This window comes from Microbacterium sp. GbtcB4 (genome assembly GCF_019091465.1).
GTDB classification, from domain to species: Bacteria; Actinomycetota; Actinomycetes; order Actinomycetales; family Microbacteriaceae; genus Microbacterium; species Microbacterium paraoxydans.
In genome coordinates, this window is the sequence record NZ_JAGXJJ010000004.1 from 240,930 (window position 1) to 262,171 (window position 21,242).

At 69.5% G+C, this 21,242-nt stretch carries 18 protein-coding genes; 4 read left to right on the forward strand and 14 right to left on the reverse strand.

All coding sequences use genetic code 11. The features are described 5' to 3' along the window. Positions 1–4: 4 nt before the first annotated feature. From murC to KVS71_RS08965, 11 genes are all read right to left on the reverse strand, one after another. Positions 5–1,405, reverse strand: coding sequence for a UDP-N-acetylmuramate--L-alanine ligase (gene murC / locus KVS71_RS08915; RefSeq protein ID WP_217584365.1), 1,401 nt, complete (start codon positions 1,403–1,405; stop codon positions 5–7). 42 nt (positions 1,406–1,447) lie between these two features. Next, positions 1,448–2,524, reverse strand: coding sequence for a glycosyltransferase (locus KVS71_RS08920; protein ID WP_060922672.1), 1,077 nt, complete (start codon positions 2,522–2,524; stop codon positions 1,448–1,450). After that, positions 2,521–3,726: a putative lipid II flippase FtsW gene (gene ftsW / locus KVS71_RS08925; protein ID WP_217584366.1), complete on the reverse strand. Its 1,206-nt coding sequence runs from the start codon at positions 3,724–3,726 to the stop codon at positions 2,521–2,523. The genes KVS71_RS08920 and ftsW overlap by 4 nt, the downstream gene beginning before the upstream one ends. Then, a complete protein-coding gene (gene murD / locus KVS71_RS08930; RefSeq protein ID WP_217584367.1) occupies positions 3,695–5,230 on the reverse strand; it encodes a UDP-N-acetylmuramoyl-L-alanine--D-glutamate ligase in 1,536 nt (511 codons plus the stop codon). Before murD ends, ftsW begins: the two co-directional genes overlap by 32 nt. Then, positions 5,220–6,326 carry a phospho-N-acetylmuramoyl-pentapeptide-transferase gene (gene mraY / locus KVS71_RS08935; RefSeq protein WP_025105090.1) on the reverse strand — a complete coding sequence of 369 codons (1,107 nt, stop codon included), beginning with the start codon at positions 6,324–6,326 and terminating at the stop codon, positions 5,220–5,222. The genes murD and mraY overlap by 11 nt, the downstream gene beginning before the upstream one ends. Then, positions 6,323–7,735 (reverse strand): UDP-N-acetylmuramoyl-tripeptide--D-alanyl-D-alanine ligase, encoded by a 1,413-nt coding sequence (gene murF / locus KVS71_RS08940; RefSeq protein ID WP_217584368.1) that lies wholly within the window; start codon positions 7,733–7,735, stop codon positions 6,323–6,325. Before murF ends, mraY begins: the two co-directional genes overlap by 4 nt. A 27-nt stretch (positions 7,736–7,762) precedes the next feature. Beyond that, positions 7,763–9,532, reverse strand: coding sequence for a penicillin-binding protein 2 (locus tag KVS71_RS08945; protein WP_144881299.1), 1,770 nt, complete (start codon positions 9,530–9,532; stop codon positions 7,763–7,765). 25 nt (positions 9,533–9,557) lie between these two features. Beyond that, a complete protein-coding gene (locus KVS71_RS08950) occupies positions 9,558–10,130 on the reverse strand; it encodes a hypothetical protein (RefSeq protein WP_217584369.1) in 573 nt (190 codons plus the stop codon). After that, positions 10,127–11,065, reverse strand: coding sequence for a 16S rRNA (cytosine(1402)-N(4))-methyltransferase RsmH (rsmH, locus tag KVS71_RS08955; RefSeq protein ID WP_105950049.1), 939 nt, complete (start codon positions 11,063–11,065; stop codon positions 10,127–10,129). The genes KVS71_RS08950 and rsmH overlap by 4 nt, the downstream gene beginning before the upstream one ends. 103 nt (positions 11,066–11,168) lie before the next feature. Beyond that, positions 11,169–11,600 (reverse strand): division/cell wall cluster transcriptional repressor MraZ, encoded by a 432-nt coding sequence (gene mraZ, locus KVS71_RS08960; protein ID WP_025105095.1) that lies wholly within the window; start codon positions 11,598–11,600, stop codon positions 11,169–11,171. Positions 11,601–11,861: 261 nt separating this feature from the next. Continuing rightward, positions 11,862–12,236, reverse strand: a complete 375-nt coding sequence (locus KVS71_RS08965; protein ID WP_060922679.1) for a DUF3040 domain-containing protein — start codon at positions 12,234–12,236, stop codon at positions 11,862–11,864. Between the two features lie 84 nt (positions 12,237–12,320). Here KVS71_RS08965 and KVS71_RS08970 point away from each other — a divergent pair, with 84 nt between their 5' ends. Then, positions 12,321–13,424 (forward strand): polyprenyl synthetase family protein, encoded by a 1,104-nt coding sequence (locus KVS71_RS08970; protein WP_060922680.1) that lies wholly within the window; start codon positions 12,321–12,323, stop codon positions 13,422–13,424. A gap of 9 nt (positions 13,425–13,433) precedes the next feature. On the opposite strand, the gene KVS71_RS08975 is transcribed toward KVS71_RS08970, so the two are convergent. Then, positions 13,434–13,790, reverse strand: coding sequence for an Rv2175c family DNA-binding protein (locus tag KVS71_RS08975; protein ID WP_060922681.1), 357 nt, complete (start codon positions 13,788–13,790; stop codon positions 13,434–13,436). Between the two features lie 130 nt (positions 13,791–13,920). On the opposite strand from KVS71_RS08975, the gene KVS71_RS08980 reads away from it, so the two are divergent. Then, positions 13,921–15,045 (forward strand): LysM peptidoglycan-binding domain-containing protein, encoded by a 1,125-nt coding sequence (locus tag KVS71_RS08980; protein ID WP_368874629.1) that lies wholly within the window; start codon positions 13,921–13,923, stop codon positions 15,043–15,045. 76 nt (positions 15,046–15,121) lie between these two features. Then, positions 15,122–17,077 carry a Stk1 family PASTA domain-containing Ser/Thr kinase gene (gene pknB / locus KVS71_RS08985; RefSeq protein WP_217584371.1) on the forward strand — a complete coding sequence of 652 codons (1,956 nt, stop codon included), beginning with the start codon at positions 15,122–15,124 and terminating at the stop codon, positions 17,075–17,077. A 61-nt stretch (positions 17,078–17,138) separates the two neighbouring features. Here pknB and KVS71_RS08990 read toward each other — a convergent pair whose 3' ends face one another. Further along, positions 17,139–18,479 (reverse strand): class II 3-deoxy-7-phosphoheptulonate synthase, encoded by a 1,341-nt coding sequence (locus KVS71_RS08990; protein ID WP_029989865.1) that lies wholly within the window; start codon positions 18,477–18,479, stop codon positions 17,139–17,141. A 47-nt stretch (positions 18,480–18,526) separates the two neighbouring features. Next, a complete protein-coding gene (locus tag KVS71_RS08995) occupies positions 18,527–19,216 on the reverse strand; it encodes a 1-acyl-sn-glycerol-3-phosphate acyltransferase (protein WP_060921165.1) in 690 nt (229 codons plus the stop codon). 150 nt (positions 19,217–19,366) lie between these two features. Between KVS71_RS08995 and KVS71_RS09000 the strand changes: the two genes are divergently transcribed. Continuing rightward, the gene (locus KVS71_RS09000) at positions 19,367–21,199 is read left to right on the forward strand and encodes a long-chain fatty acid--CoA ligase (protein ID WP_144881305.1); all 1,833 of its coding nucleotides are present in this window, start codon (positions 19,367–19,369) and stop codon (positions 21,197–21,199) included. Positions 21,200–21,242: the final 43 nt, after the last annotated feature.

Below are 21,242 nucleotides of genomic sequence, written 5' to 3' on the forward strand. Positions count from 1 at the left end.
TGGGCTACGCCCCGTCGGTCCGGCGAAGTGACTCCAGCACCTGCGGGATGATCTGGTAGACGTTGCCGCAACCGAGGGTCACGACGAAGTCGCCCTCCTCCGCGACCGATGCCGTGTAGTCGGCCGCCTCCTGCCAGTCGGCGACGAAGTGCACGCGGGAAGCGTCCTGGAACGCGCCGCTCACCAGCTCACCGGTGACGCCGGGCACCGGGTCTTCCCTGGCGCCGTAGACGTCCAGCATCACGGTGTGGTCGGCGAGCTCCTCCAGGACGTCCGCGAACTCCTGGTACATGTGCTGCGTCCGGGAGTAGGTGTGCGGCTGCTGGATCGCGATCAGCCGGCCGGAACCCGCCAGGCTGCGCATGGCCTCCAACGCGGCGCGCACCTCGGTGGGGTGATGGGAGTAGTCGTCGTAGACCGTGACCCCGCGCTCCTCACCGTGGCGCTCGAGACGACGGACGGTTCCCGCGAAGCCCTCGATGGCGCGCACGGCGTCGCGGAGCGGGTGGCCGAGCGCGAGGAGGACGGCGACCGTTCCCGTCGCATTGATCGCGTTGTGCACGCCGGGGACCGCGAGCTGCATGCGCTCGGTCTCCCCTCCGTGCGAGACGACCGCCGCGACGGGGCCCGCGGTGACGATCTCGCTGACGCGGACATCCGCGTGCTCGGCCTGACCGAACGTCAGGACCCGCGGGTGGGACAGCCCTGCCAGGACCCTGAGCGCGCCGGGGTCGTCGCTGGAGATGACGACCGCCTCCGACGCGGCATCCGCGAACCGCACGAAGGCGTCGTGGAAGGCCTCGTCGGAGCCGTAGTGGTCGAGGTGATCGGGGTCGACGTTCGTGATGAGCGCCACAGCCGTGTCGTAGAGGAGGAAGGTGCCGTCGGACTCGTCCGCCTCGATGACGAAGAGGTCGCCGCTCCCGGTCGCGCTGGACGTGCCGAGCTGCTCGATGACGCCGCCGTTGACGAAGTGCGGATCGGCGCCGAGGTCACGCAACGCGGTGACGATCATCCCCGTCGAGGTCGTCTTGCCGTGCGCACCCGCCACCGAGACGAGGCGCCGCGTGCCGATCAGCCAGTGCAGCGCCTGAGACCGGTGGATGACGTGCAGGCCCCGCTCCTTGGCGGTGACGAACTCGGGGTTCTCCGGCCAGATGGCGCCGGTGTGTACGACCGTGTCGGCGTCGCCGAGGTGGGCGGCATCATGACCGACGTGGACCGTCGCACCCGCCGCGGCCAGCGCCCGCAGGTTGTCGCTGTCGGCGCGGTCGCTGCCGGAGACGCGGATGCCCGCGTCGAGGAACATCTTGGCGAGTCCGCTCATCCCGGATCCACCGATGCCGATGAAGTGCGCGGAGGTGATCGTCTCGGGGATGGGGAGGGAGAGGTCGGGTCTGATCATGTCCGCTTCAGTCTACTTTTCGTTCTCGTCCGGGCGGCGGCGTCACGCCGCACCGAGGGCACGATCGATCATCGCCACGACGTTCTCGGTGCCGGTGCGGGTGCCCGCGGTCTCCGCCGCCTCCGCCATCCGACGGATGCGGTCGGGATCGCCGAGCAGCGGCACGACGATCCGCCGGACGGCGTCGCCGTCGAAGGTCGCGTCGTCGAGGAGCTGCGCGGCACCGGCGGCCACGGCCGATCCGGCGTTCAGACGCTGCTCTCCGTTGCCCACCGAGTACGGCACGTACAGCGCGGGGATGCCGAGCGCGCTGATCTCGCTCACCGTGGCCGATCCCGAACGCGACACGATGAGGTCGGCCAGTGCGAACGCGAGATCCATGCGGTCGACATACCGGCGGAGGGCGTAGCCGGGCACTCCCGGGTCGGCGAGGTCGCTGCGCTCCCCGGTGACGTGCAGCAGCTGCCAACCGGCAGCGAGGATGTCGCGCCAGGAGTCCGCGAGGGCGTCGTTCAACCGCTGCGCTCCGAGCGAGCCGCCGAAGACGAGAAGGACAGGACGATCGGCATCGAGTCCGAAGTACTCGGCCGCCTCGGCCCGCTGTGCCGCCCGGTCGAGCGTGATGACCTCGCGCCGCAGCGGCATGCCGACCACCTCGCTCCCGCGGAGCGGCGTTCCGGCGAACGCGACGCCCACGCCCGCGGCCGCACGGGCACCGAGCACGTTCGCCAGCCCGGGCTTCGCGTTGGCCTCGTGGACGACGAAGGGCACGCGCTCGCGACGCGCGGCCACGTAGGCGGGTGCGGAGGCGTAGCCGCCGAAGCCCACCACGACGTCGATGCCGTGCTGCCGGATGTGCGCACGCACCTGGGCGATCGCCCGGCGGAACCGCGCGGGGAACGCCGCGGCCTGCGCGTTCGGGCGCCGCGGGAACGGCACCTTGTCGACGATGAGAAGTTCATAGCCGCGCTCGGGGACGAGGCGGGACTCCAGGCCTTCGGCCGTGCCGAGCACGAGGATCGTCGCGGCGGGGTCGCGCTCGCGGAGCGCGTCGGCGACAGCGAGCAGCGGATTGACATGGCCGGCGGTGCCACCGCCGGCGAGGAGGTACGAAGTCACCTCGCGACCCTACCCCGCTCGGCTGACTGCTTCTCGGCGACCGGGATGGTCCGCGCGAAAGCCAGCAGGACGCCGCAGGCGACGAGCACGGCGAAGAGTGCCGTTCCGCCCTGGGACATGAACGGCAGGGGCACACCCATCACCGGGAATACGCCGATGACGACGCCGACGTTCAGGACGGCCTGGCCGACGATCCAGACCGTGATCCCACCCGCGGCGACGCGGATGAAGGGGTCCGACGTCTTGCGGATCACATGGAATGCACCGACCGTGAAGAACGTGAACAGGGCGAGGACGACGATGCAGCCGATCAGCCCGAGCTCCTCGCCGACGATCGCGAAGATGAAGTCATTGCCCGCGGCGGGGAGCCAGCCGTACTTCTCCTGGGAGTTGCCGAGGCCGAGTCCGAAGATCCCGCCGGAGGCCATGCCCCAGATGCCATGGATCGACTGGTAGCAGTCGGTGTAGTACAGCGCCATGTCATCGCACGTCGCGGTGATGCGACGCATGCGGTCCTCGCTGGAGAGCGCGTAGGCGAGCACCGCGACCACGCCCAGGATCATCGGGATGATGAAAAGGCGCAGCTTCACGCCCGAGAAGAAGAGACAGCCGAGCAGGATGAGGACCATCACCATCGCGGTCCCGAGGTCCTTGCCGGCGAGGACGGTGCCGATGGCCAGCGCCCCGACCGGGATCACAGGGATGAAGACGTGGTGCCAGGTGCCGAGCATGGTCTGTTTGCGCAGCAGGACCGCGGCGATCCACAGGGCGAGGGCCAGCTTGAGGAACTCGGACGGCTGCATCTGGAAGCCCGCCACCTGGATCCAGTTCCGGTTTCCGCCGTCGGCGACGCCGAGTGGAGTGAACACCAGGAGCTGCAGGGCCACGGCGCCGAACAGCGCCGGCCACGCCATGCGTTTGAGGAACGCCACGGGGAAGCGGCTGATGAGGAACATCATCGGGATGCCGAGCAGGGCGAACACACCTTGCCGGAGAGCACCGTCCAACGGGTTCTGGGCTTTCGCCACCGCTGTCGCGCTCGTCGCCGACAGCACCATCACGAGACCGAAGATCGTCAGGAGCAGGGCGGTCGACGCGATCAGCAGGAACTCGGTCGACACCGGGGTGAACCGGCGTCCGAGCGAGACCCGCGCCGCGAGGCCTCCCGACTCAGACCGCGGAGGGCGAGCCACCTGCGTCATCGGCGCTCCCCCGATCGATCCATTCCCGCACCGCCTCGGCGAAGCGGTGGCCCCGATCCGCGTAGCTGGAGAACTGGTCGAAGGATGCAGCGGCGGGAGCGAGGAGCACGGTGCCCTCCCCGTCGACGATCCCCGCCGCGATCTCCACGACGCGGTTCATGACCTGTCCAGTGTCACCAGCTTCGACCTCGAAGACCGGCACCGTCGGCGCGTGTCGCTCGAATGCCGCAACGACCGCCGCGCGGTCCACGCCGATGACGACCGCCGCGCGCGCGGTCGCGCCCGCGTCGGCGACGAGATCGCCGATGTCGACGCCTTTGAGATCGCCGCCCACGACCCACACCGCTCCGGGGTACGCGCGCAGCGACGACGCCGCCGCGTGCGGGTTCGTCGCCTTGGAGTCGTCGACCCAGGTGATGCCGGCGTGGCGCGCGACGACCTCGATGCGGTGCGCGTCCAGCCGGAAGCCCTGCAGCGCCCCGTGGATGGCCTCGGGCGCGACTCCGAGGGAGCGGGCGAGAGCACTGGCGGCGAGGATGTTCTGCACGATGTGCGGGGCCGACAGGCCTGCGGCCTCCAGGTCGGCGACCGTCGTCAGCTCCAGGGCGCTGCGCGCGCGGTCGTCGAGGAAGGCCCGATCGACGAGCAGCCCCTCCACGACGCCGAGGTCGCTCGGCCCGGGGATGCCGAGGTCGAAGCCGATGGCACGAGCACCCTCGACGACCTCGGCCTCCTCCACCATCCGACGCGTGGCCTCGTCGGCCTTGTTGTAGACGCAGGCGACGCGGGTGTTCCGATAGACCAGGGCCTTCGCGTCGCGGTAGGCCTGGGCGCTGCCATGCCAGACCAGATGATCGTCGGCGAGGTTCAGGCAGACCGCGGCGTGCGGGAAGAGCTCGCCCTCCGGGCGCGACAGGCCGAGATACCAGAGCTGGTGACTGGAGAGTTCGACGACGAGCACGTCGAAGCCGGCGGGGTCCCGCACCGCGTCGAGCACGGGGACGCCGATGTTGCCGCATGGTGCGGCCCGGAGCCCGCCGGCGACGAGCAGCGTCGCCGTGAGCTGGGTCGTGGTCGTCTTGCCGTTGGTGCCGGTGATGAGCACCCAGTCCGCCGGCGTGCCGTCCGCGCGGAGGACCTTGTCGCGCACCCGCCAGGCGAGCTCGACGTCACCCCACAGGGCGATGTCCTCGTCCTGGGCCCAGCGGATGACCGGGTGCGCCGGAGCGAACCCCGGGGACGCGATGACAACCTCGGGTGCGAACGCCGTCAGCGCCTCGGGCACGGCGTCGAGCGGTCCGAGCTCCAGTCGTGCGCCTATGACGGGCAGGAGGCGGGCGTACTCCTCCTCCGCGGACTCGCTGAGCACGAGGACGTCGGCACCGAGCTCCGCGAGGGTGTCAGCGACGGAGAAGCCGGTCATGGAGAGGCCGAGGACGGCGACGCGCAGGCCGCTCCAGTCGGCGTGCCAGCTCGTCAGCCCGGCCAGACGCTCAGCCGACACGGGTCAGCCATTCGACGTAGAAGAGCCCGACGGCCGACACAGCGAGAAGACCCGCGATGATCCACATGCGCACCACGATGGTGACCTCCGACCAGCCCCGCATCTCGAGGTGGTGGTGGAACGGGCTCATGAGGAACAGCCGCTTGCCGCGGGTGATCTTGAAGTAGGCGCGCTGCAGGATCACGGATCCGGAGGCGAGCACGAAGACGCCGGCGATGATGAGGAGCAGCAGTTCGGTGCGGGTCATGACCGCCATCGCGGTGATGACGCCGCCGATGGCCATCGAGCCCACGTCGCCCATGAAGACCTTCGCCTTCGGGGCGTTCCACCACAGGAACCCGATGAGGCTGGCGGCGAACGAGGCCGAGATGATCGCGAGGTTGAACGGGTCGCGCACCTCGTAGCAACCGCCGAGGGAACCGGGGTCTCCCCCGATGCAGGGCTGCTTGAACTGCCAGAACGCGATGAGGCTGTAGGCGCCGACGACGATCACGCCCGCGCCGGCGGCGAGGCCGTCGAGGCCGTCGGTGAGGTTGACGCTGTTGGAGGTCGCGACCCCGATGATCGAGATCCAGGCGAGGTAGAGGATCCAGCCCAGGATGACGCCGAACGCGAAGAGGTTCAGCCAGGTGATGTCCCGGAAGAGGGAGATCGACGCGCTGGCCGGCGTCTGCCCCCACTTGTTCGGGAAGTTCAGCGCCACGATGCCGAAGGGGATCACGACGATGAGCTGACCGATCACCTTGCGCCACCCCGACAGCCCGAGGCTGCGCTGGCTGCGCACCTTCATGTAGTCGTCGATGAACCCGACCACGCCGAAGCCCACCATGAGCCAGATGACGAGGATCGCGGACAGCGCCGGCGTCTCCCCGCTGACGAGGACGCCGGTGAAGTAGCCCACGATCGAGCCGAGGATGAAGATGACCCCGCCCATCGTGGGCGTGCCGCGCTTGGCCTCGTGGCTCGGGTTGCCGGCGGCTTCCGGGGTGCGGATGACCTGCCCCCAGCCCCACTTCCGGAAGAGCCGGAGGAAGACGGGAGTCAGGAAGAGAGTGAAGGCGAGCGAGATGGCCGCCGCCATGATGAGGGACCTCACGAGAACAATTCTCCCAGACGATCGCCGAGATGCCGGAGGCCCACGGAGTTGGACGACTTCACGAGGACCCGGTCACCGTCGCGCAGCTCGGTGCGGAGGTACTCGAACGCGGCGTCCTGGTCCGGCAGATGCACGGCCTCGCTGTCCCACGACCCCTCGCCGACGGCGGCGAGGTAGAGCCGACGGGCCTCAGGCCCGACGACGACGATGCGCCGGATGTTGAGGCGCACGGCGAGCAGACCGATGCGGTCGTGCTCTTCCCCGGCGCTCTCGCCGAGCTCGCTCATGGCACCGAGCACGGCGACGGTGCGCTCGTCCGGTCCGGTGATCTGCGCGAGCGTCCGCAGCGCGGCCGCCATCGAATCGGGGCTGGCGTTGTACGCGTCGTTGATGATGCGGACGCGGTCGTTGCCCAGCGGCTGCATGCGCCAGCGCTCGGCGATCTCGACGGTCTCCAACCGGGACACGGCCTCCGATGGAGCCACGCCGAGCTCCACGGCGGCGGTGATCGCGGCGAGGGCGTTCGTGACGTGGTGGGCCCCGAGGACGCGCAGCCGCAGCGGCAGCTCCTCTCCCGCGGCCTCGATCACGCACTGCGTTCCGGAGGCCGACACCTCGATGTCCCGCGCGTGCACGGCGGCCGCGGCGGACTGGCCGAAGCCGACGACCCGGAGGCCGCGGCTCTCCGCGAGCTCCCGCATCGCCCAGACGCGGGGGTCGTCGGCGTTGAGCACGGCGGTGCCGGGCACGCGGGCCGCGGCGACGAGCTCGGACTTGGCCTTCGCGGTGGCCTCGATGCCGCCGAAGCCCCCGGCGTGCGCCATCCCGACCATGAGCACGACGACGAGGTCGGGCTCGACGAGGCCGGCGAGCCGCGCGATGCTGCCCGGGGCGGCGGCGCCGAACTCGCTCACGAGGAAGCGGGTGTCGTGCGTGACGCGGAGCATCGTCACCGGGGCGCCGACCTCATTGTTGAAGGACTTCACCGGAGCGACGGTCTGGCCCTCGTCCTCGAGGATGCGGGCGAGGAAGTTCTTGGTCGTCGTCTTGCCGTTGGAGCCGGTGATGCCGACGATGCGGAGGTTCCCGCCGGCGCGCACGCGCGCCACGACCTCGCGGGCGAGGTCGCCGAGCGCGGCGACGGCATCCGGCACGACGATCTGCGAGACATCGATGTCGACCGGGTGCTCGACGATCGCCAGCACGGCACCGGCTTCGACGGCGGCGCCGACGAAGCGGTGCCCGTCCGTCTCGGCTCCGGGCTTGGCGACGAAGATCGACCCCGCCTCCATGGTGCGGGAATCCGTGTCGACGATGCCGTCGACCACCGTCTCCGGCGTGTGCTCTCCGGCCACGCGCAGTTCACCACCGATGGCGGCGGCGATCTCAGCGAGCGTCAGGGCGATCATGTCATCTCCATGCGCGGCTCTCGCCGGCTATCCGAACTTGGGGAGGAGCGCGTCCATCGGGACAGAGGACGGCATCACGCGATAGGTCTTCATCACCTGCGTCATCGCCTTCTGGAAGGCGGAAGCGGTGGCCGCGGACGATACAACCTTAGTCGGCTCGTCGAGGGTCACCACGACGACGTACTGGGGGTCGTCGACGGGAGCGAAGCCCACCATGCTGGTGTAGTACACGCCGGCCTTGTAGCCGCCCTTGCCGTCCGACACCTGCGCGGTACCGGTCTTGCTGGTCACCCGGTAGCCGGGGACCTGGATGCGATCGGCGTTGCCGCCCTGCACTGCGACGTTCTCCAGCATCCGGGTCAGGTCGGCCGCGGTCTGCTCCTTCACGATCTGCTCGTGCTTCGGCTTCGGGGTCTCCGTGACGGTCCCGTCGGGGGCCGTGCAGGACTCGACCATCGACAGGTCGATCTTCTCCCCGCCGTTGGCGATGGCCTGGTACGCGCCGGCGAGCTGGGGAGCCGTCACCGTGAAGTACTGGCCGAACGTCGTCGTGTAGAGCGACTGACTGTCCCAGTCGCTCACCGGGTGGAGGATGCCGCCCACCTCGGAGGGGAAGTCCAGCGTCTTCTGCCCGACGCCGAAGCGCTGCAGGTAGTCGTAGCGGACCTCGGGGGCGACCATCGTGCCGAACTTCGACAGCGCGGTGTTGGACGAGTCGATCAGTCCGCCGGCCAGCGTGTAGTTGTAGGCGGGGTGGCTGAATGCGTCGTTGACCACGGCACCGTTGGGGAAGGTCTCGCGGGACGACGCCGTGACCGTGCTGAGCGGAGTGAGGCCGGCACCCTCCATCGCCGCGGCCGCGGTGATCGCCTTGAAGGTGGAGCCCGGCTCGAAGTCGCGGTGGAAGATCTGGCTGTAACGCGTCTCCGGCGTGGAGGAGTCCAGGTCGTTCGGGTCCATGGCCGGCCACTCGGCGGCGGCGCGGATCTTCCCGGTGCCCACCTCGACGACCGTCACGGTCCCGCCCTTGGCGCCCTGCTTCTGGGCCTCTTCGCCGATCATCTGCTGGAGGTACCACTGCAGGTCGCTGTTGATGGTGAGCTGCACCGTGCCGCCGTCGACGGCGTCGGTGACGGATTCGCTGCCCGGGATCACGACCCCGTCCTTGCCCTTGCGGTACGTCTTCTCACCGTCCACGGGCGCCAGGCATGCCTGCTCGAGCTGCTCGACACCGGCTTTGGCCTCGCCCGTGTTGTCGAGGAAGCCCAGCACGTTGCCGGCGACGGCCCCGTTGGGGTAGACCCGGGTCTCGCGCGGCTTCAGCGCCAGGTAAGACCCGAGGCCGAGGTCGCGGAGCGCGATGTACTGCTCGGTGTTCAACCCGGTTTTCAAGGGCGCGTACTGGCTGTTCGGGTTCTCGGCGAGGGCGTCGGAGACACGCTTGCGGATCTCGTCTCCCGGCACCCCCGTGATCGCGGCGATCTTCTCGGAGGCCTCGGCCCACGGCAGAGCCGGATCCTTCTCCTCCGTGAGCCTGATGACCTGCGGGCTGAGCTGCGCGTCGTAGACCATGACGCTCGACGCGAGGACCGTGCCCTCGGAGTCGACGATGGATCCCCGCTGGCCGGGGATCTTCGAGCCGTCGCCGATGTGCTCGAGGGATTGGCTGACGTGCTCGTCGGCGCTCACCACCTGGATGTCGATGAGGCGGACGACGAACGCCACCAGGATGGAAAGGATGACCGCCAGGGCGACGACGGTGCGTCGCCGCGGTCCGCGCGTGGCTCGTGTCGTCATGGGATCTCTCCGTCGCTCGGGATGGTCAGTGCGTCGTGGGGCTGGGCAGGCCGTCGGTGATGGCCGGTGGCAGGTCTTGCGCCGGCGATGTGCCGCCCGTCTCCTCGTCCGCCGTGTCCGTCGCCGGCGGCGTCTCCTCCGTGACGAGGACGTTGCCGACGGCCGCCTTCCCGTTGGGATCGATCGTGGACACCCCCTCCGCCCCGGTACCCGCGCCGAAGACGGCACCGTCGCTGAGGCGGAGATAGGACGGGGCGCCCGCCACGACCATGCCGAGGTCGGCGGCGCTGCTGGCGAGCACCTGCGGGGAGCTCAGTCCCGTGAGCTCTTCCTGCAGCGCATCGGTCCGGAGGTCGAGTTCACGCTGCTGGGACGTGAGCCCCGCGAGGGTGAACGAGTCCTGGGTGATGGCGAGCGAGAGCCCGACCTGACCCGCGCCGATGGCCAGGGCGCCGCCCAGCGCGACGAGCGCGTAGGCGAGCTTCGGCTTGCGGCGTCGTGCCGGGGCCGTCACCGGCCGCAGGCGCCGCTCCGGCGTCGTCTCCGGGGCGGCCGGCTGCAGTGGCAGGGCTGGCTTGCGGACTGCGTTCATGCTCATGCGCTCTCCCGCACCTTCTCGGCGGCGCGCAGGCGCACCGGTATCGCACGCGGATTGCGTGCGCGCTCTTCGTCGTCGGCGAGTTCCGCCCCCTTGGTCAGGATGCGGAATCGGGGGGCGTGCTCGGGCAGTTCGACAGGCAACCCGGCGGGCGCCGTCGAGGAGGAGGCGGCGGCGAAGGCCTGCTTGACCAGCCGGTCCTCGAGGGACTGGTACGACATCACCACGATGCGTCCTCCGACCGCGAGGGCGTCCATCGCGGCGGGGATCGCGTCAGCGAGGACGTTCAGCTCGGCGTTGACCTCGATCCGGAGGGCCTGGAACACGCGCTTCGCCGGGTGCCCTGATCGCTGCGCTGCCGCGGGGGTTGCGGCCACGAGGATGTCGACGAGCTCACCCGATCGCGTGATCGGCTGCTTCTGACGGGCGTCGATGATGAAGCGCGCATACCGGCCGGCGAGCTTCTCCTCCCCGTACCGCTCGAAGATGCGCCGCAGGTTCCCCTCGCTGTAGCTGGCGATGACCTCGGCGGCGGTGATGCCCTTCGTCTGATCCATCCGCATGTCGAGCGGAGCGTCCTTGGAATACGCGAAGCCGCGTTCGGCCTCGTCCAGCTGCAGCGACGAGACACCCAGGTCGAACAGGATCCCGGCGGCGCCCTGAGCGTGCAGCCCGATCTCGTCGTAGACGGTGTGGACGAGCGTGACCCGATCCCGGAACCGGGCGAGCCGCTCCCCCGCGATCTTCAGCGCGTCGGTGTCCCGGTCCAGCCCGATGAGACGGATGCCGGGGAATCGCTCGAGCAGCGCCTCGGAATGGCCGCCCATGCCGAGGGTGGCATCGACGAGCACGGCGCCGTCCTCCTGGAGGGCGGGCGCGAGGAGCTCGACGCAGCGGTCGAGCAGGACAGGAGTGTGGATGTCGCGGAGGTTCATGATCTCTCTCGGGTCCGACCTTCGGCTCTGATCCCCCTCCGCATCTCGACCCGGCACCGGGGAAGTGTGTCGGGGCGGGAGCGGCGGGGCATCACAGCCGTGGTCAGAACAGTCCGGGAATCACCTCCTGCTCCAGCTCGGCGTAGGACTCCTCGCCGGCGGCGAGGTAGGCGTTCCAGCTCTCCGCGTCCCAGATCTCGGCGTGGGCGCCGACTCCGGTCACGATGAGCTCCTTCTGAAGACCTGCGTACTGACGCAGGTGGGCGGGGATGGTGATGCGGTTCTGGCTGTCGGGCATCTCCGCGCTGGCGCCGGAGAGGAACATGCGCATGAAGTCACGCGCCTGCTTGTTGGCGAGCGGCGCCTGACGGATCCGCTCGTGCATCGCCTCGAACTCGGCCGTGCTGAAGACGTAGAGGCAGCGCTCCTGGCCCCGGGTGACGACGATGCCGCCGCCCAGGTCCTCGCGGAACTTCGCGGGAAGGATGACCCGTCCCTTGTCGTCCAGCTTCGGTGAGTGCGTGCCCAGCAGCATCGGCCATCACCCCCTCTCCGTCCGGCCAACTCGAGGTGCGCCCCACTTTACTCCACTTTCCTCCACATTCCTACGACGAATCCAGGCTATCGCCGCCCATTCCCGGGAGGATGTTCGCTCATGCCCTGGAATTCCGCGGCACAGGGAGGTGGAGGGCCGGTGGAGGACAGTGGAGGGCTGGTGGAGGGTGGACGGCGCAGCACGCACGAAAAAGCCCGGATGCTCAGCATCCGGGCTTCGTGGTGGAGAGAAAGGGAGGGGTCAGTGGCCGTCCTGCCGCCGATCCCATCGGTCGTTCATGCGATCCATGAAGGAAGAGGAGTCCTGCCGCTTCGGGGCGGTGCGCGTGCGGGCCTCGGCCGGACCGCTGCGCCGGACCGGGGTGACGGCCAGCATCACTCCGCCGAGCATGGCCGCGAATCCGATCACCCCGACGACGATGCCCCAGACGTCCCCGAGGATGACGCCGACGACGAGTCCGCCGATGCCGGCGAGCAGGAGGAGGGCCCCGTAGACGAGGTTGCGATAGCTGAGCGTGCGATCACCCGACGGCGCGCTCACGACGTCGGCGTCATTGTGCAGGAGATGGCGTTCCATCTCGTCGAGCAGACGTTGCTCCTGTTCGGAGAGTGGCATCTCATCCCCCTCGGGTATCGTGCCCTCCAGTCTACGCGCGAGCGGCGTCCGGGGCTAGCAGTTCAGGCGTCTCATCCTTTACGTATGCTGGGAGTCGTGCCGTCCCCCTCCCCCTCAGTCCCCGACGCCGTGGCCGCGCGACTGGACCTCTTCCTCGACCGCATGCGAACGGAGTCGGCGGACTACGGCGACGACGCCGCCGCCTTCCTCGACGCGGCGTCCGACACCCTCTCCGGAGGCAAGAGGCTGCGCGCCCGCTTCTGCCACGCAGGATGGCGCGCCGTCTCCCGCTTCCGCGACCGTCTCGCCACCGAGGACGACGCCCTGTGGGACCTCTGCGCGGCGCTGGAGATCTTCCAGTCCGCCGCACTCGTGCACGACGACCTGATCGACAACTCCGATACACGCCGAGGCCGCCCCGCCGCTCACCGAGCTCTCGAGGCGTCCCACCGCTCCGCCGGCTGGTGGGGAGACGCCGCCGCCTTCGGCCGCGCCGGCTCCGTGCTGCTCGGCGATCTCCTCGTCGCGTGGAGCGATGACCTCCTCGAGTCTGCGCTCGATGGGCACGGAGAAGCACGGACCGTGCGCGCCGAGTACGCGCGCATGCGGCGCGACGTCACGATCGGACAGTTCCTCGACATCGCCGAGGAGTCGGCGTGGAGCGTCAGCGACGACCGCGAGCATGCAGAACGGGCGCTCCGTGTGGCCTCGCTGAAGTCCGCGCGGTACAGCATCGAGCAGCCCCTCATCCTGGGTGCGAGCCTCGCCGGCGCGGACGCGGAGCAGACCTCGGCGCTGCGGCGCTTCGGGCACCCGCTCGGCCTCGCCTTCCAGTTGCGTGACGACGTGCTCGGCGTCTTCGGCGATGCCGCCGTCACCGGCAAGCCCGCGGGCGATGACCTGCGCGAGGGCAAGCGCACCGTGCTCATCGCCCTCACCAGGGAGAAGCTGGACACCCCTGCGCGGCGGCTGCTCGACGAGATGCTCGGCGATCCCGATCTGACAGCAGCGCAGGTGTCGTTCCTGCAGGAGACGATCGCCGGAACCGGGGCCCTCGAACGGGTCGAGACGATGATCGCGGACTACGCCAGAGAGGCCGATCGCGCGCTTTCCGGAGCCCGGCTCGACGACGCCGCTGTCGGAGAGCTCCGCGACCTCGGCAGAGCGGCGACCGTGCGCTCCTCCTGAGCGGATCGCTCAGGCGAGCGTGCGCGCGAGCCGACGGACCTCGCTCTTGTGTCCGGCGAGCAGGGAGGCGATCGGGGAACGCCCGAGGGTCTCCTCCTCGGCGAGCAGCCAGTCGATCAGCTCGTCGTCCGAGAAGCCGGCATCCTGCAGGACGATGATCGTCCCGCGCAGGGAGCTCAGCGGCTGCCCGTCCACGATGAACACCGACGGCACCGCGAAGACGCCGCTGCGCCGCGAGCCGACGAGGTAGTGCTCGTCGATCAGACGACGCACGCGCCCGAGCGGCTCGCCGAGAACCTCGACGAGGTCGGGCATGGTCAGCCATTCGAAGGCGGAATCACGGGTTGCAGCGACGTTCTCAGACACGTTGCCACTATCTCACCTCGGCAGCCGGAGCGCATGTTCAGCACTTCCGTCACATTCGTCACACCCGTCACTTCTGTTGACATCTCTATACATCCGTGTCAGCGTGAAGTGCTCGAAAAAGGGGGCTGACGTGATCTTCCAGACAGCCGTGGCCGGCGCTCTCGCCGCCACTCTGACGGCGGCGCCCGCCGCCGCGCCTGCACCGCCGGTCGCGCCGCACGAACGGCATCGCATCGCTCCGGTGCGCGTCGCACCGACGCAGAACATCCCGCCCTCGCATGTCGTGCAACCGGGCGACACGGTCGCCGGCATCGCCGGTCGCTACGGAATCCGAACGACCGACGTCCTCGGCTGGAACGGTCTGTCCTGGAGATCGGTGATCTATCCGGGGCAGAGTCTGCAGTTGCACGCCCCCGCCGGGGCTCCCGCGCCGGCCCCCGCGGCGACGAAGACCCACACGGTCGTGGCGGGCGACACCGTCTTCGGCATCGCCCGGAGATACGCCACCTCGGTGAGCGCGATCCTCGCCGCCAACGGCCTTCCCGCCGGCGCCATCATCTACCCCGGGCAGAAGCTCGTCGTGTCCGGGGCTGCTGCGCCCGCAGCCGCGCCCGCCGCCGCGCCCGCGGCGGCACCGGCACCGCACGCGCAGCCGAGCGGCGCGACACACACCGTGGCGGCAGGCGAGACGCTGTTCTCGATCGCCCAGCGGTACGGGACCACCACGCAGTCCCTCTTCGCCTGGAACGGCCTCGGCGCGTCGTCGATCATCTACCCGGGTCAGCGCCTCGCCGTGCAGGCACCTGCTCCGAAGCCCGCAGCCGCACCCACCGGACAGCGCAGTGCCACCCTGACAGCCGAGCAGGCGGCCAACGCCGCGCTCATCATCCGCGTGGGCCGCGAGCTCGGAGTCTCCGACCGCGGGATCGCCATCGCCCTCGCCACCGGGATGGTGGAGTCGGATCTCCGCAACCTGGACTGGGGGGACCGCGACTCGCTCGGGATCTTCCAGCAGCGCCCGAGCACCGGCTGGGGCACCCCGGCGCAGATCATGGATGCGGAGCGGAGCACGCGCGTCTTCTACGGGGGCGCCGGCGACCCGAACGGGCATCTCACCCGCGGCCTGCTCGACATTCCCGGCTGGGAGTCGCTGGCCTTCACCGATGCGGCGCAGGCCGTGCAGATCTCCGCCTACCCGGATCGCTACGGGCAGTGGGAGGCCCAGGCATACGCATGGCTCGCCCAGCACGGGTGACGCCTGCGGAAATCCGGATGCCTCGAGGGGTGAGGCGTTCCCGGGGCTTTCAGCCAATCGTCCATAGACTTCTGTCGTGACGACCAATCATCAAGCCGACCCCCTCATCGGGCGGCTTGTCGACGGTCGGTACCGGGTGCGTGCGCGGATCGCCCGCGGCGGAATGGCCACGGTCTATGTCGCCACCGACCTCCGACTGGAGCGTCGCATCGCCCTGAAGGTCATGCACGCCCACCTCAGCGACGACTCCGCGTTCCAGAGCCGGTTCATCCAGGAGGCGCGCGCCGCGGCGCGGCTCGCCGACCCGCACGTCGTCAACGTCTTCGATCAGGGCCAGGACGGGGAGCTCGCCTACCTCGTCATGGAGTATCTGCCAGGCATCACCCTGCGGGAGCTGCTCCGCGAGCAGAAGCGCCTCACCGTCGCTCAGACGATCACCATCATGGACGCCGTTCTCGCCGGGCTCTCCGCCGCGCATCGGGCGGGCATCGTCCATCGCGACGTGAAGCCGGAGAACGTCCTGCTCGCGGAGGACGGCCGCATCAAGATCGGCGACTTCGGACTCGCCAGAGCGACGACCGCGAACACCGCGACCGGGCAGCAGCTCCTCGGGACGATCGCGTACCTCGCGCCCGAGCTCGTCACCCGCGGCACCGCCGACGCCCGCAGCGACATCTACGCGCTCGGCATCATGCTCTACGAGATGCTCGTCGGCGAGCAGCCCTACAAGGGCGAGCAGCCGATGCAGATCGCGTTCCAGCACGCCACGGAGTCGGTTCCCCGGCCCAGCGTCCGCAATCCCGCAGTGCCGGAGCAGCTCGACGAGCTCGTGCTGTGGGCGACCGAGAAGTCTCCGGACGAGCGTCCGGACGATGCCCAGCAGATGCTCGAGCGCCTGCGCGAGATCGAGCGCGAGATCGGCGTCGCCCCCGCCGTGACCCGGACCACCGGCGCTTCCCGCGACCAGGCGGATTCCGGAGACCTCACCAAGGTCATGCCGGGCACCATGGTCCTTCCCGAACCGGCGACGGCCACGTCCCCGGGGATCGACAACGCCACGATCCTCCGCCGGCGAGCCGCCAAGCGCCGCGCCCGCGGTACCTTCCTCCTCTCCCTCGTGCTGCTGCTCGCCGTCCTCGCCGGCGGCGTCGGATGGTGGTTCGGCTCCGGTCCCGGTTCGCTGATCGCGGTGCCCGATGTGGCGGGCCAGACCTACGACGAGGCCGCCGCCGACCTCACCGAAGCCGGCTTCGAACCCGCCCAGCGCGACGAGTTCTCCGTCGATGTCGAGAAGGGGATCGTCATCGAGACGGACCCCGGCTCGGGCACCAGGATCGACAAGGGCACCACCGTCGCCGTGGTCGTATCCGCCGGCCCGGCCTCGCACGACCTCGCCCCGGTCGCGGGGCAGTCGGCCGACGATGTGCGGGCCGCGCTGCAGGCGGCGAATCTGGAGATCACCGACGACGAGGAGTACTTCACCGACACCACGGACGGATCGGTCATCAATGTCCGCATCACCCCTCGGGACGGCGGAGATGCCTTCGCCTGCGACCAGGGATGCACGGCCCACGAGAAGGACACGGCGACCATCCAGGTGTCACGCGGCCCGGTGCCGGACGTCACGGACATGACGGTCAAGCAGGCCACCGAGACGCTCACCGGAAAGGGCCTGAAGGTGGCGGAGGAGAACATCTACCGCCCGAGCGACTCCATCGGCAAGGACCGCGTCATCGGCTACGCGGACCGCGCCGAGAGAGGATCGTGGCGCCCGGGCGAGACGATCCAGCTGATCGTCTCCCAGGGGCCGCCGCTGTTCGACGTGCCCGATGTCTCCGGGATGACGCGGGATGAGGCAACCGGCGCGCTGCGCGACGCCGGTTTCACCTGGAGCTACACGAGCAGCACCGGTCTGCCCGACTCGGTGTGGGATCTCCTCGCGAACGAGAACACGCGCGTGGAGTCGTACAGCCCGTCCGACCCGCAGCGGAAGGGCACGAGCATCACGCTCACCATGAGCTTCGCCGGCTGACGGCGATACGACGAAGGGGCCGGAACATCGTTCCGGCCCCTTCGTGCATTCCGCCCGCGGATCAGCGCTTCTCGAGCTCCTCGGCCACGAGGAAGGCCAGCTCCAGGGACTGCATGTGGTTCAAACGCGGGTCGCACAGGCTCTCGTAGCGAGTCGCGAGGGCCGCCTCGTCGATCTGTTCCGATCCGCCCAGGCACTCGGTGACGTCGTCGCCGGTCAGCTCGACGTGGATGCCGCCGGGGAACGTACCCACGGCGCGGTGGGCCTCGAAGAAGCCGCGGACCTCGTCGACGACGTCGTCGAAACGGCGCGTCTTGTATCCGGTGGGCGTGGTGATGCCGTTGCCGTGCATCGGGTCGGTGACCCACAGCGGCTGCGCACCCGACTCGCGGACCGCCTCCAGCAGAGGGGGCAGCGCGTCGCGGATGCGGCCGGCACCCATGCGCGTGATGAACGTCAGGCGGCCGGGCTCGCGCTCCGGGTCGAGCTTGTCGATGAGCGCCAGCGCCGTCTCCGGCGTCGTGGTGGGGCCCAGCTTCACGCCGATCGGGTTCCGGATCTTCGAGAAGTAGTCGACGTGCGCGCCGTCGAGCTCGCGCGTGCGCTCCCCGATCCACAGGAAGTGGGCCGAGGTGTTGTACGGCGTGTCCGTCCGGGAGTCGATCCGCGTCATCGGGCGCTCGTAGTCCATGAGCAGACCCTCGTGGCCGGTGAAGAACTCGACCCGCTTCAGCTCGTCGAAGTCCGCGCCGGCGGCCTCCATGAACTTGATCGCACGATCGATCTCGGCGGCCATGCGCTCGTAGCGCTGGTTGGCGGGGTTCTGGGCGAAGCCCTTGTTCCAGGAGTGCACCTCCCGGAGGTCGGCGAATCCACCCTGGGTGAAGGCCCGGATGAGGTTCAGCGTCGATGCCGCGGTGTGGTAGCCCTGCAGCAGACGACCGGGGTCGGCCTGACGCGAGCCCTCGGTGAAGTCGTAGCCGTTGACGATGTCGCCACGGTACGCGGGCAGCGTCACCTCGCCGCGGGTCTCGGTGTCACTGGAGCGCGGCTTGGCGAACTGCCCGGCCATGCGCCCCATCTTGACGACCGGCATGGAGGCGCCGTACGTGAGCACCACGGCCATCTGCAGCACCGTCTTGATGCGGTTGCGGATCTGCTCGGCCGTCGCCCCGGCGAAGGTCTCGGCGCAGTCGCCGCCCTGGAGGAGGAAGGCCTGCCCGGAGGCCGCCCTGGCGAGACGGTCGCGAAGGTTGTCGACCTCACCCGCGAAGACCAGCGGCGGAAGGCTCGAGATCTGCCGGGAGACGTCGGCGACGCGGTCGGCGTCTGGCCACTGCGGCTGCTGCTTGATGGGAAGCGAGCGCCAGGCATCAAGGGCTTCGATGTGGTGCGGGAGCATGCGTCCAGCCTAGTGGGCGGCGACACCGCCGAGACGCGCTCCGGAGGCTATGTGACGCGCGCCGGGAGGCGGTCCTTGACGGTCGATGCGTAGACGTCCTCGTACTCCTGCTGACCGAGCCGCTGGAGCGCCACCATGATCTCATCCGTGACGGAGCGGAGGATGTAGCGGTCGTTCTCCATGCCGGCGTAGCGAGAGAAGTCGAGCGGCTCGCCGATGACGATCCCGACCCGCATGACGCGCGGGATCCGGCGGCCGATGGGCATCGCCGTGTCGGTGTCGACCATGATGACCGGGATGACGGGGACCTTCGCTTCGAGCGCCATCCGGGCGATGCCGGTGCGGCCGCGGTAGAGCTTGCCGTCGGGGCTGCGGGTGCCCTCCGGATAGATGCCGAGCAGGTCGCCCCCGCCGAGGACCTGGAGGCCGGTGTTCAGGGAGGCCTCCGAGGCCTTGCCACCGGAGCGGTCGATGGGGATCTGGCCCGTCGCCTTCATGAAGAAGCGGGTGGACCACCCCTTGAGGCCGCGTCCGGTGAAGTAGTCGCTCTTCGCGAGGAACGACATCGACCGATCGATCACGAGGGGCAGGAAGATCGAGTCCGCGAAGGAAAGATGGTTGCTGGCGAGGATCGCCGCCCCGGTCGCGGGCACGTTCTTCCGCCCCACGATCCAGGGGCGGAACACGGCCTTGACCACGGGGCCGATCACGACGTACTTCATCAGCCAGTAGAACATCGAGGTGAAGTCTAGCGCCGCGATGCACATCGCCTCACGTTTCTCGTCTCTCGACCCGGGAAGCGACTGAGTTTCACCCTGACCGCGACCCGGTGCCATGCCCTAGACTCGGACCAACGCCCGTGCCCGACCGGTACCGAAGGAGCTGCCGTGGTCCAGTTTGAAGTCCCCGCGATCGTCCCCGCCGATCCCGACGCGAACGTCGCCGACCTGCTTGCGAAGCGCGTCGAGGCGACTCCCGACCGGGCGTTGTTCTCCGTCCCGCAGGGCGACGGGTGGCGCGACATCTCCGCCGCCGACTTTGAGACCGCCGTGATCGCGCTCGCGAAGGGCTTCGCCGCCGCGGGCATCCAGCCGGGCGAGAAGGTGGGCTTCCTCGCCCGCACCACCTACGAGTGGAGCCTCGTCGACTTCGCCCTCTTCTACGCCGGTGCGGTGATGGTGCCGATCTACGAGACGAGCTCGCCGTCGCAGATCCAGTGGATCCTCGAGGACTCCGGCGCGATCGCGCTCCTCGTCGAGTCGCCGGAGCACTTCGCCCGCGTCGACGAGGTGCGCGGCGACCTGCCGCTGCTCCGGGAGGTCTGGCAGCTGCATCTGGGCGCCATCGACACGCTCACCGCGCAGGGAGCCTCGGTCTCCGATGACGAGATCCAGCGTCGCCGGAACCTCGCCGTCGGCTCGGACATCGCGACCCTCATCTACACCTCGGGCTCCACCGGACGACCCAAGGGATGCGTGCTCACGCACAGCAACTTCGTCGAGCTGTCCCGCAACTCCGCGAAGGCCCTCGACGAGGTCGTGCAGACCCCCGGCTCCTCCACCCTGCTCTTCATCACGACGGCGCACGTCTTCGCGCGCTTCATCTCCATCCTCAACGTTCACGCCGGGGTGCGCACCGGCCACCAGCCCGACACGCGTCAGCTGCTGCCGGCCCTCGGCTCGTTCAAGCCCACCTTCCTCCTCGCGGTCCCCCGCGTGTTCGAGAAGGTCTACAACTCCGCCGAGCAGAAGGCCGAGGCGGGTGGCAAGGGCAAGATCTTCCGCGCTGCGGCCGACGTCGCGATCGAGCACTCCCGGCTGCTGGAGGAGGGCAAGAAGATCCCGTTCGGCACGAAGCTGAAGTTCGCGCTCTTCAACAAGCTCGTCTACTCCAAGCTCCGTGAGGCCATGGGCGGCAACGTCGTCTACGCGGTGTCGGGCTCCGCTCCCCTGGGCGCGCGCCTCGGCCACTTCTTCCACAGCCTCGGCGTGGTGATCCTCGAGGGTTACGGTCTGACCGAGACGACGGCGCCCGCGACGGTGAACCTCGCCTCGAAGTCGAAGATCGGCACGGTCGGCCCCGCCCTCCCCGGCGTCGGGGTGCGTCTCGCCGACGACGGCGAGATCGAGGTGCGGGGCATCAACGTGTTCAAGGAGTACTGGAACAACCCGGAGGCCACCGCCGAGGCGTTCAGCGACGGCGGCTGGTTCCACACCGGCGACATCGGCAGCTTCGACGCCGACGGATTCCTCACGATCACCGGGCGCAAGAAGGAGATCATCGTCACGGCGGGCGGCAAGAACGTCGCCCCGGCCGCCCTCGAGGACCCGATCCGCGCGAACCCGATCGTGGGGCAGGTCGTCGTCGTCGGCGACCAGCGTCCGTTCATCTCGGCACTCGTCACCCTCGACCCGGAGATGCTGCCGACCTGGCTCGCGAACAACGGTCTCGACGAGAAGATGACGTTGGCGGAGGCCTCGACAAACCCGCAGGTCCGCGCCGAGGTGCAGCGCGCGGTCGACGCGGCGAACGAGCGGGTGTCGCGCGCGGAGTCCATCCGCAAGTTCACGATCCTGGACTCGGAGTGGACGGAGGCCTCGGGCCACCTCACCCCGAAGCTGTCGATCAAGCGGAACATCATCATGAACGACTTCGCCGACGAGATCTCCGCGATCTACGACGAGCCGGTCGCCACGACCAACGTCGCGATCGGCGGCTGACCCACAGGTCGACCCACCCCCTTCTGACCGAACCGGCCCCTTG

Excerpts from the sequence above, each read along its gene's own strand:
- murC (WP_217584365.1), bottom strand. The coding sequence starts at position 1,405 with ATGATCAGACCCGACCTCTCCCTCCCCATCCCCGAGACGATCACCTCC.
- ftsW (WP_217584366.1), bottom strand. The coding sequence starts at position 3,726 with ATGACGCAGGTGGCTCGCCCTCCGCGGTCTGAGTCGGGAGGCCTCGCG.
- murF (WP_217584368.1), bottom strand. The coding sequence starts at position 7,735 with ATGATCGCCCTGACGCTCGCTGAGATCGCCGCCGCCATCGGTGGTGAA.
- KVS71_RS08945 (WP_144881299.1), bottom strand. The coding sequence starts at position 9,532 with ATGACGACACGAGCCACGCGCGGACCGCGGCGACGCACCGTCGTCGCC.
- KVS71_RS08950 (WP_217584369.1), bottom strand. The coding sequence starts at position 10,130 with ATGAGCATGAACGCAGTCCGCAAGCCAGCCCTGCCACTGCAGCCGGCC.
- rsmH (WP_105950049.1), bottom strand. The coding sequence starts at position 11,065 with ATGAACCTCCGCGACATCCACACTCCTGTCCTGCTCGACCGCTGCGTC.
- mraZ (WP_025105095.1), bottom strand. The coding sequence starts at position 11,600 with ATGCTGCTGGGCACGCACTCACCGAAGCTGGACGACAAGGGACGGGTC.
- KVS71_RS08965 (WP_060922679.1), bottom strand. The coding sequence starts at position 12,236 with ATGCCACTCTCCGAACAGGAGCAACGTCTGCTCGACGAGATGGAACGC.
- KVS71_RS08970 (WP_060922680.1), top strand. The coding sequence starts at position 12,321 with ATGCTGGGAGTCGTGCCGTCCCCCTCCCCCTCAGTCCCCGACGCCGTG.
- KVS71_RS08990 (WP_029989865.1), bottom strand. The coding sequence starts at position 18,479 with ATGCTCCCGCACCACATCGAAGCCCTTGATGCCTGGCGCTCGCTTCCC.
- KVS71_RS08995 (WP_060921165.1), bottom strand. The coding sequence starts at position 19,216 with ATGTTCTACTGGCTGATGAAGTACGTCGTGATCGGCCCCGTGGTCAAG.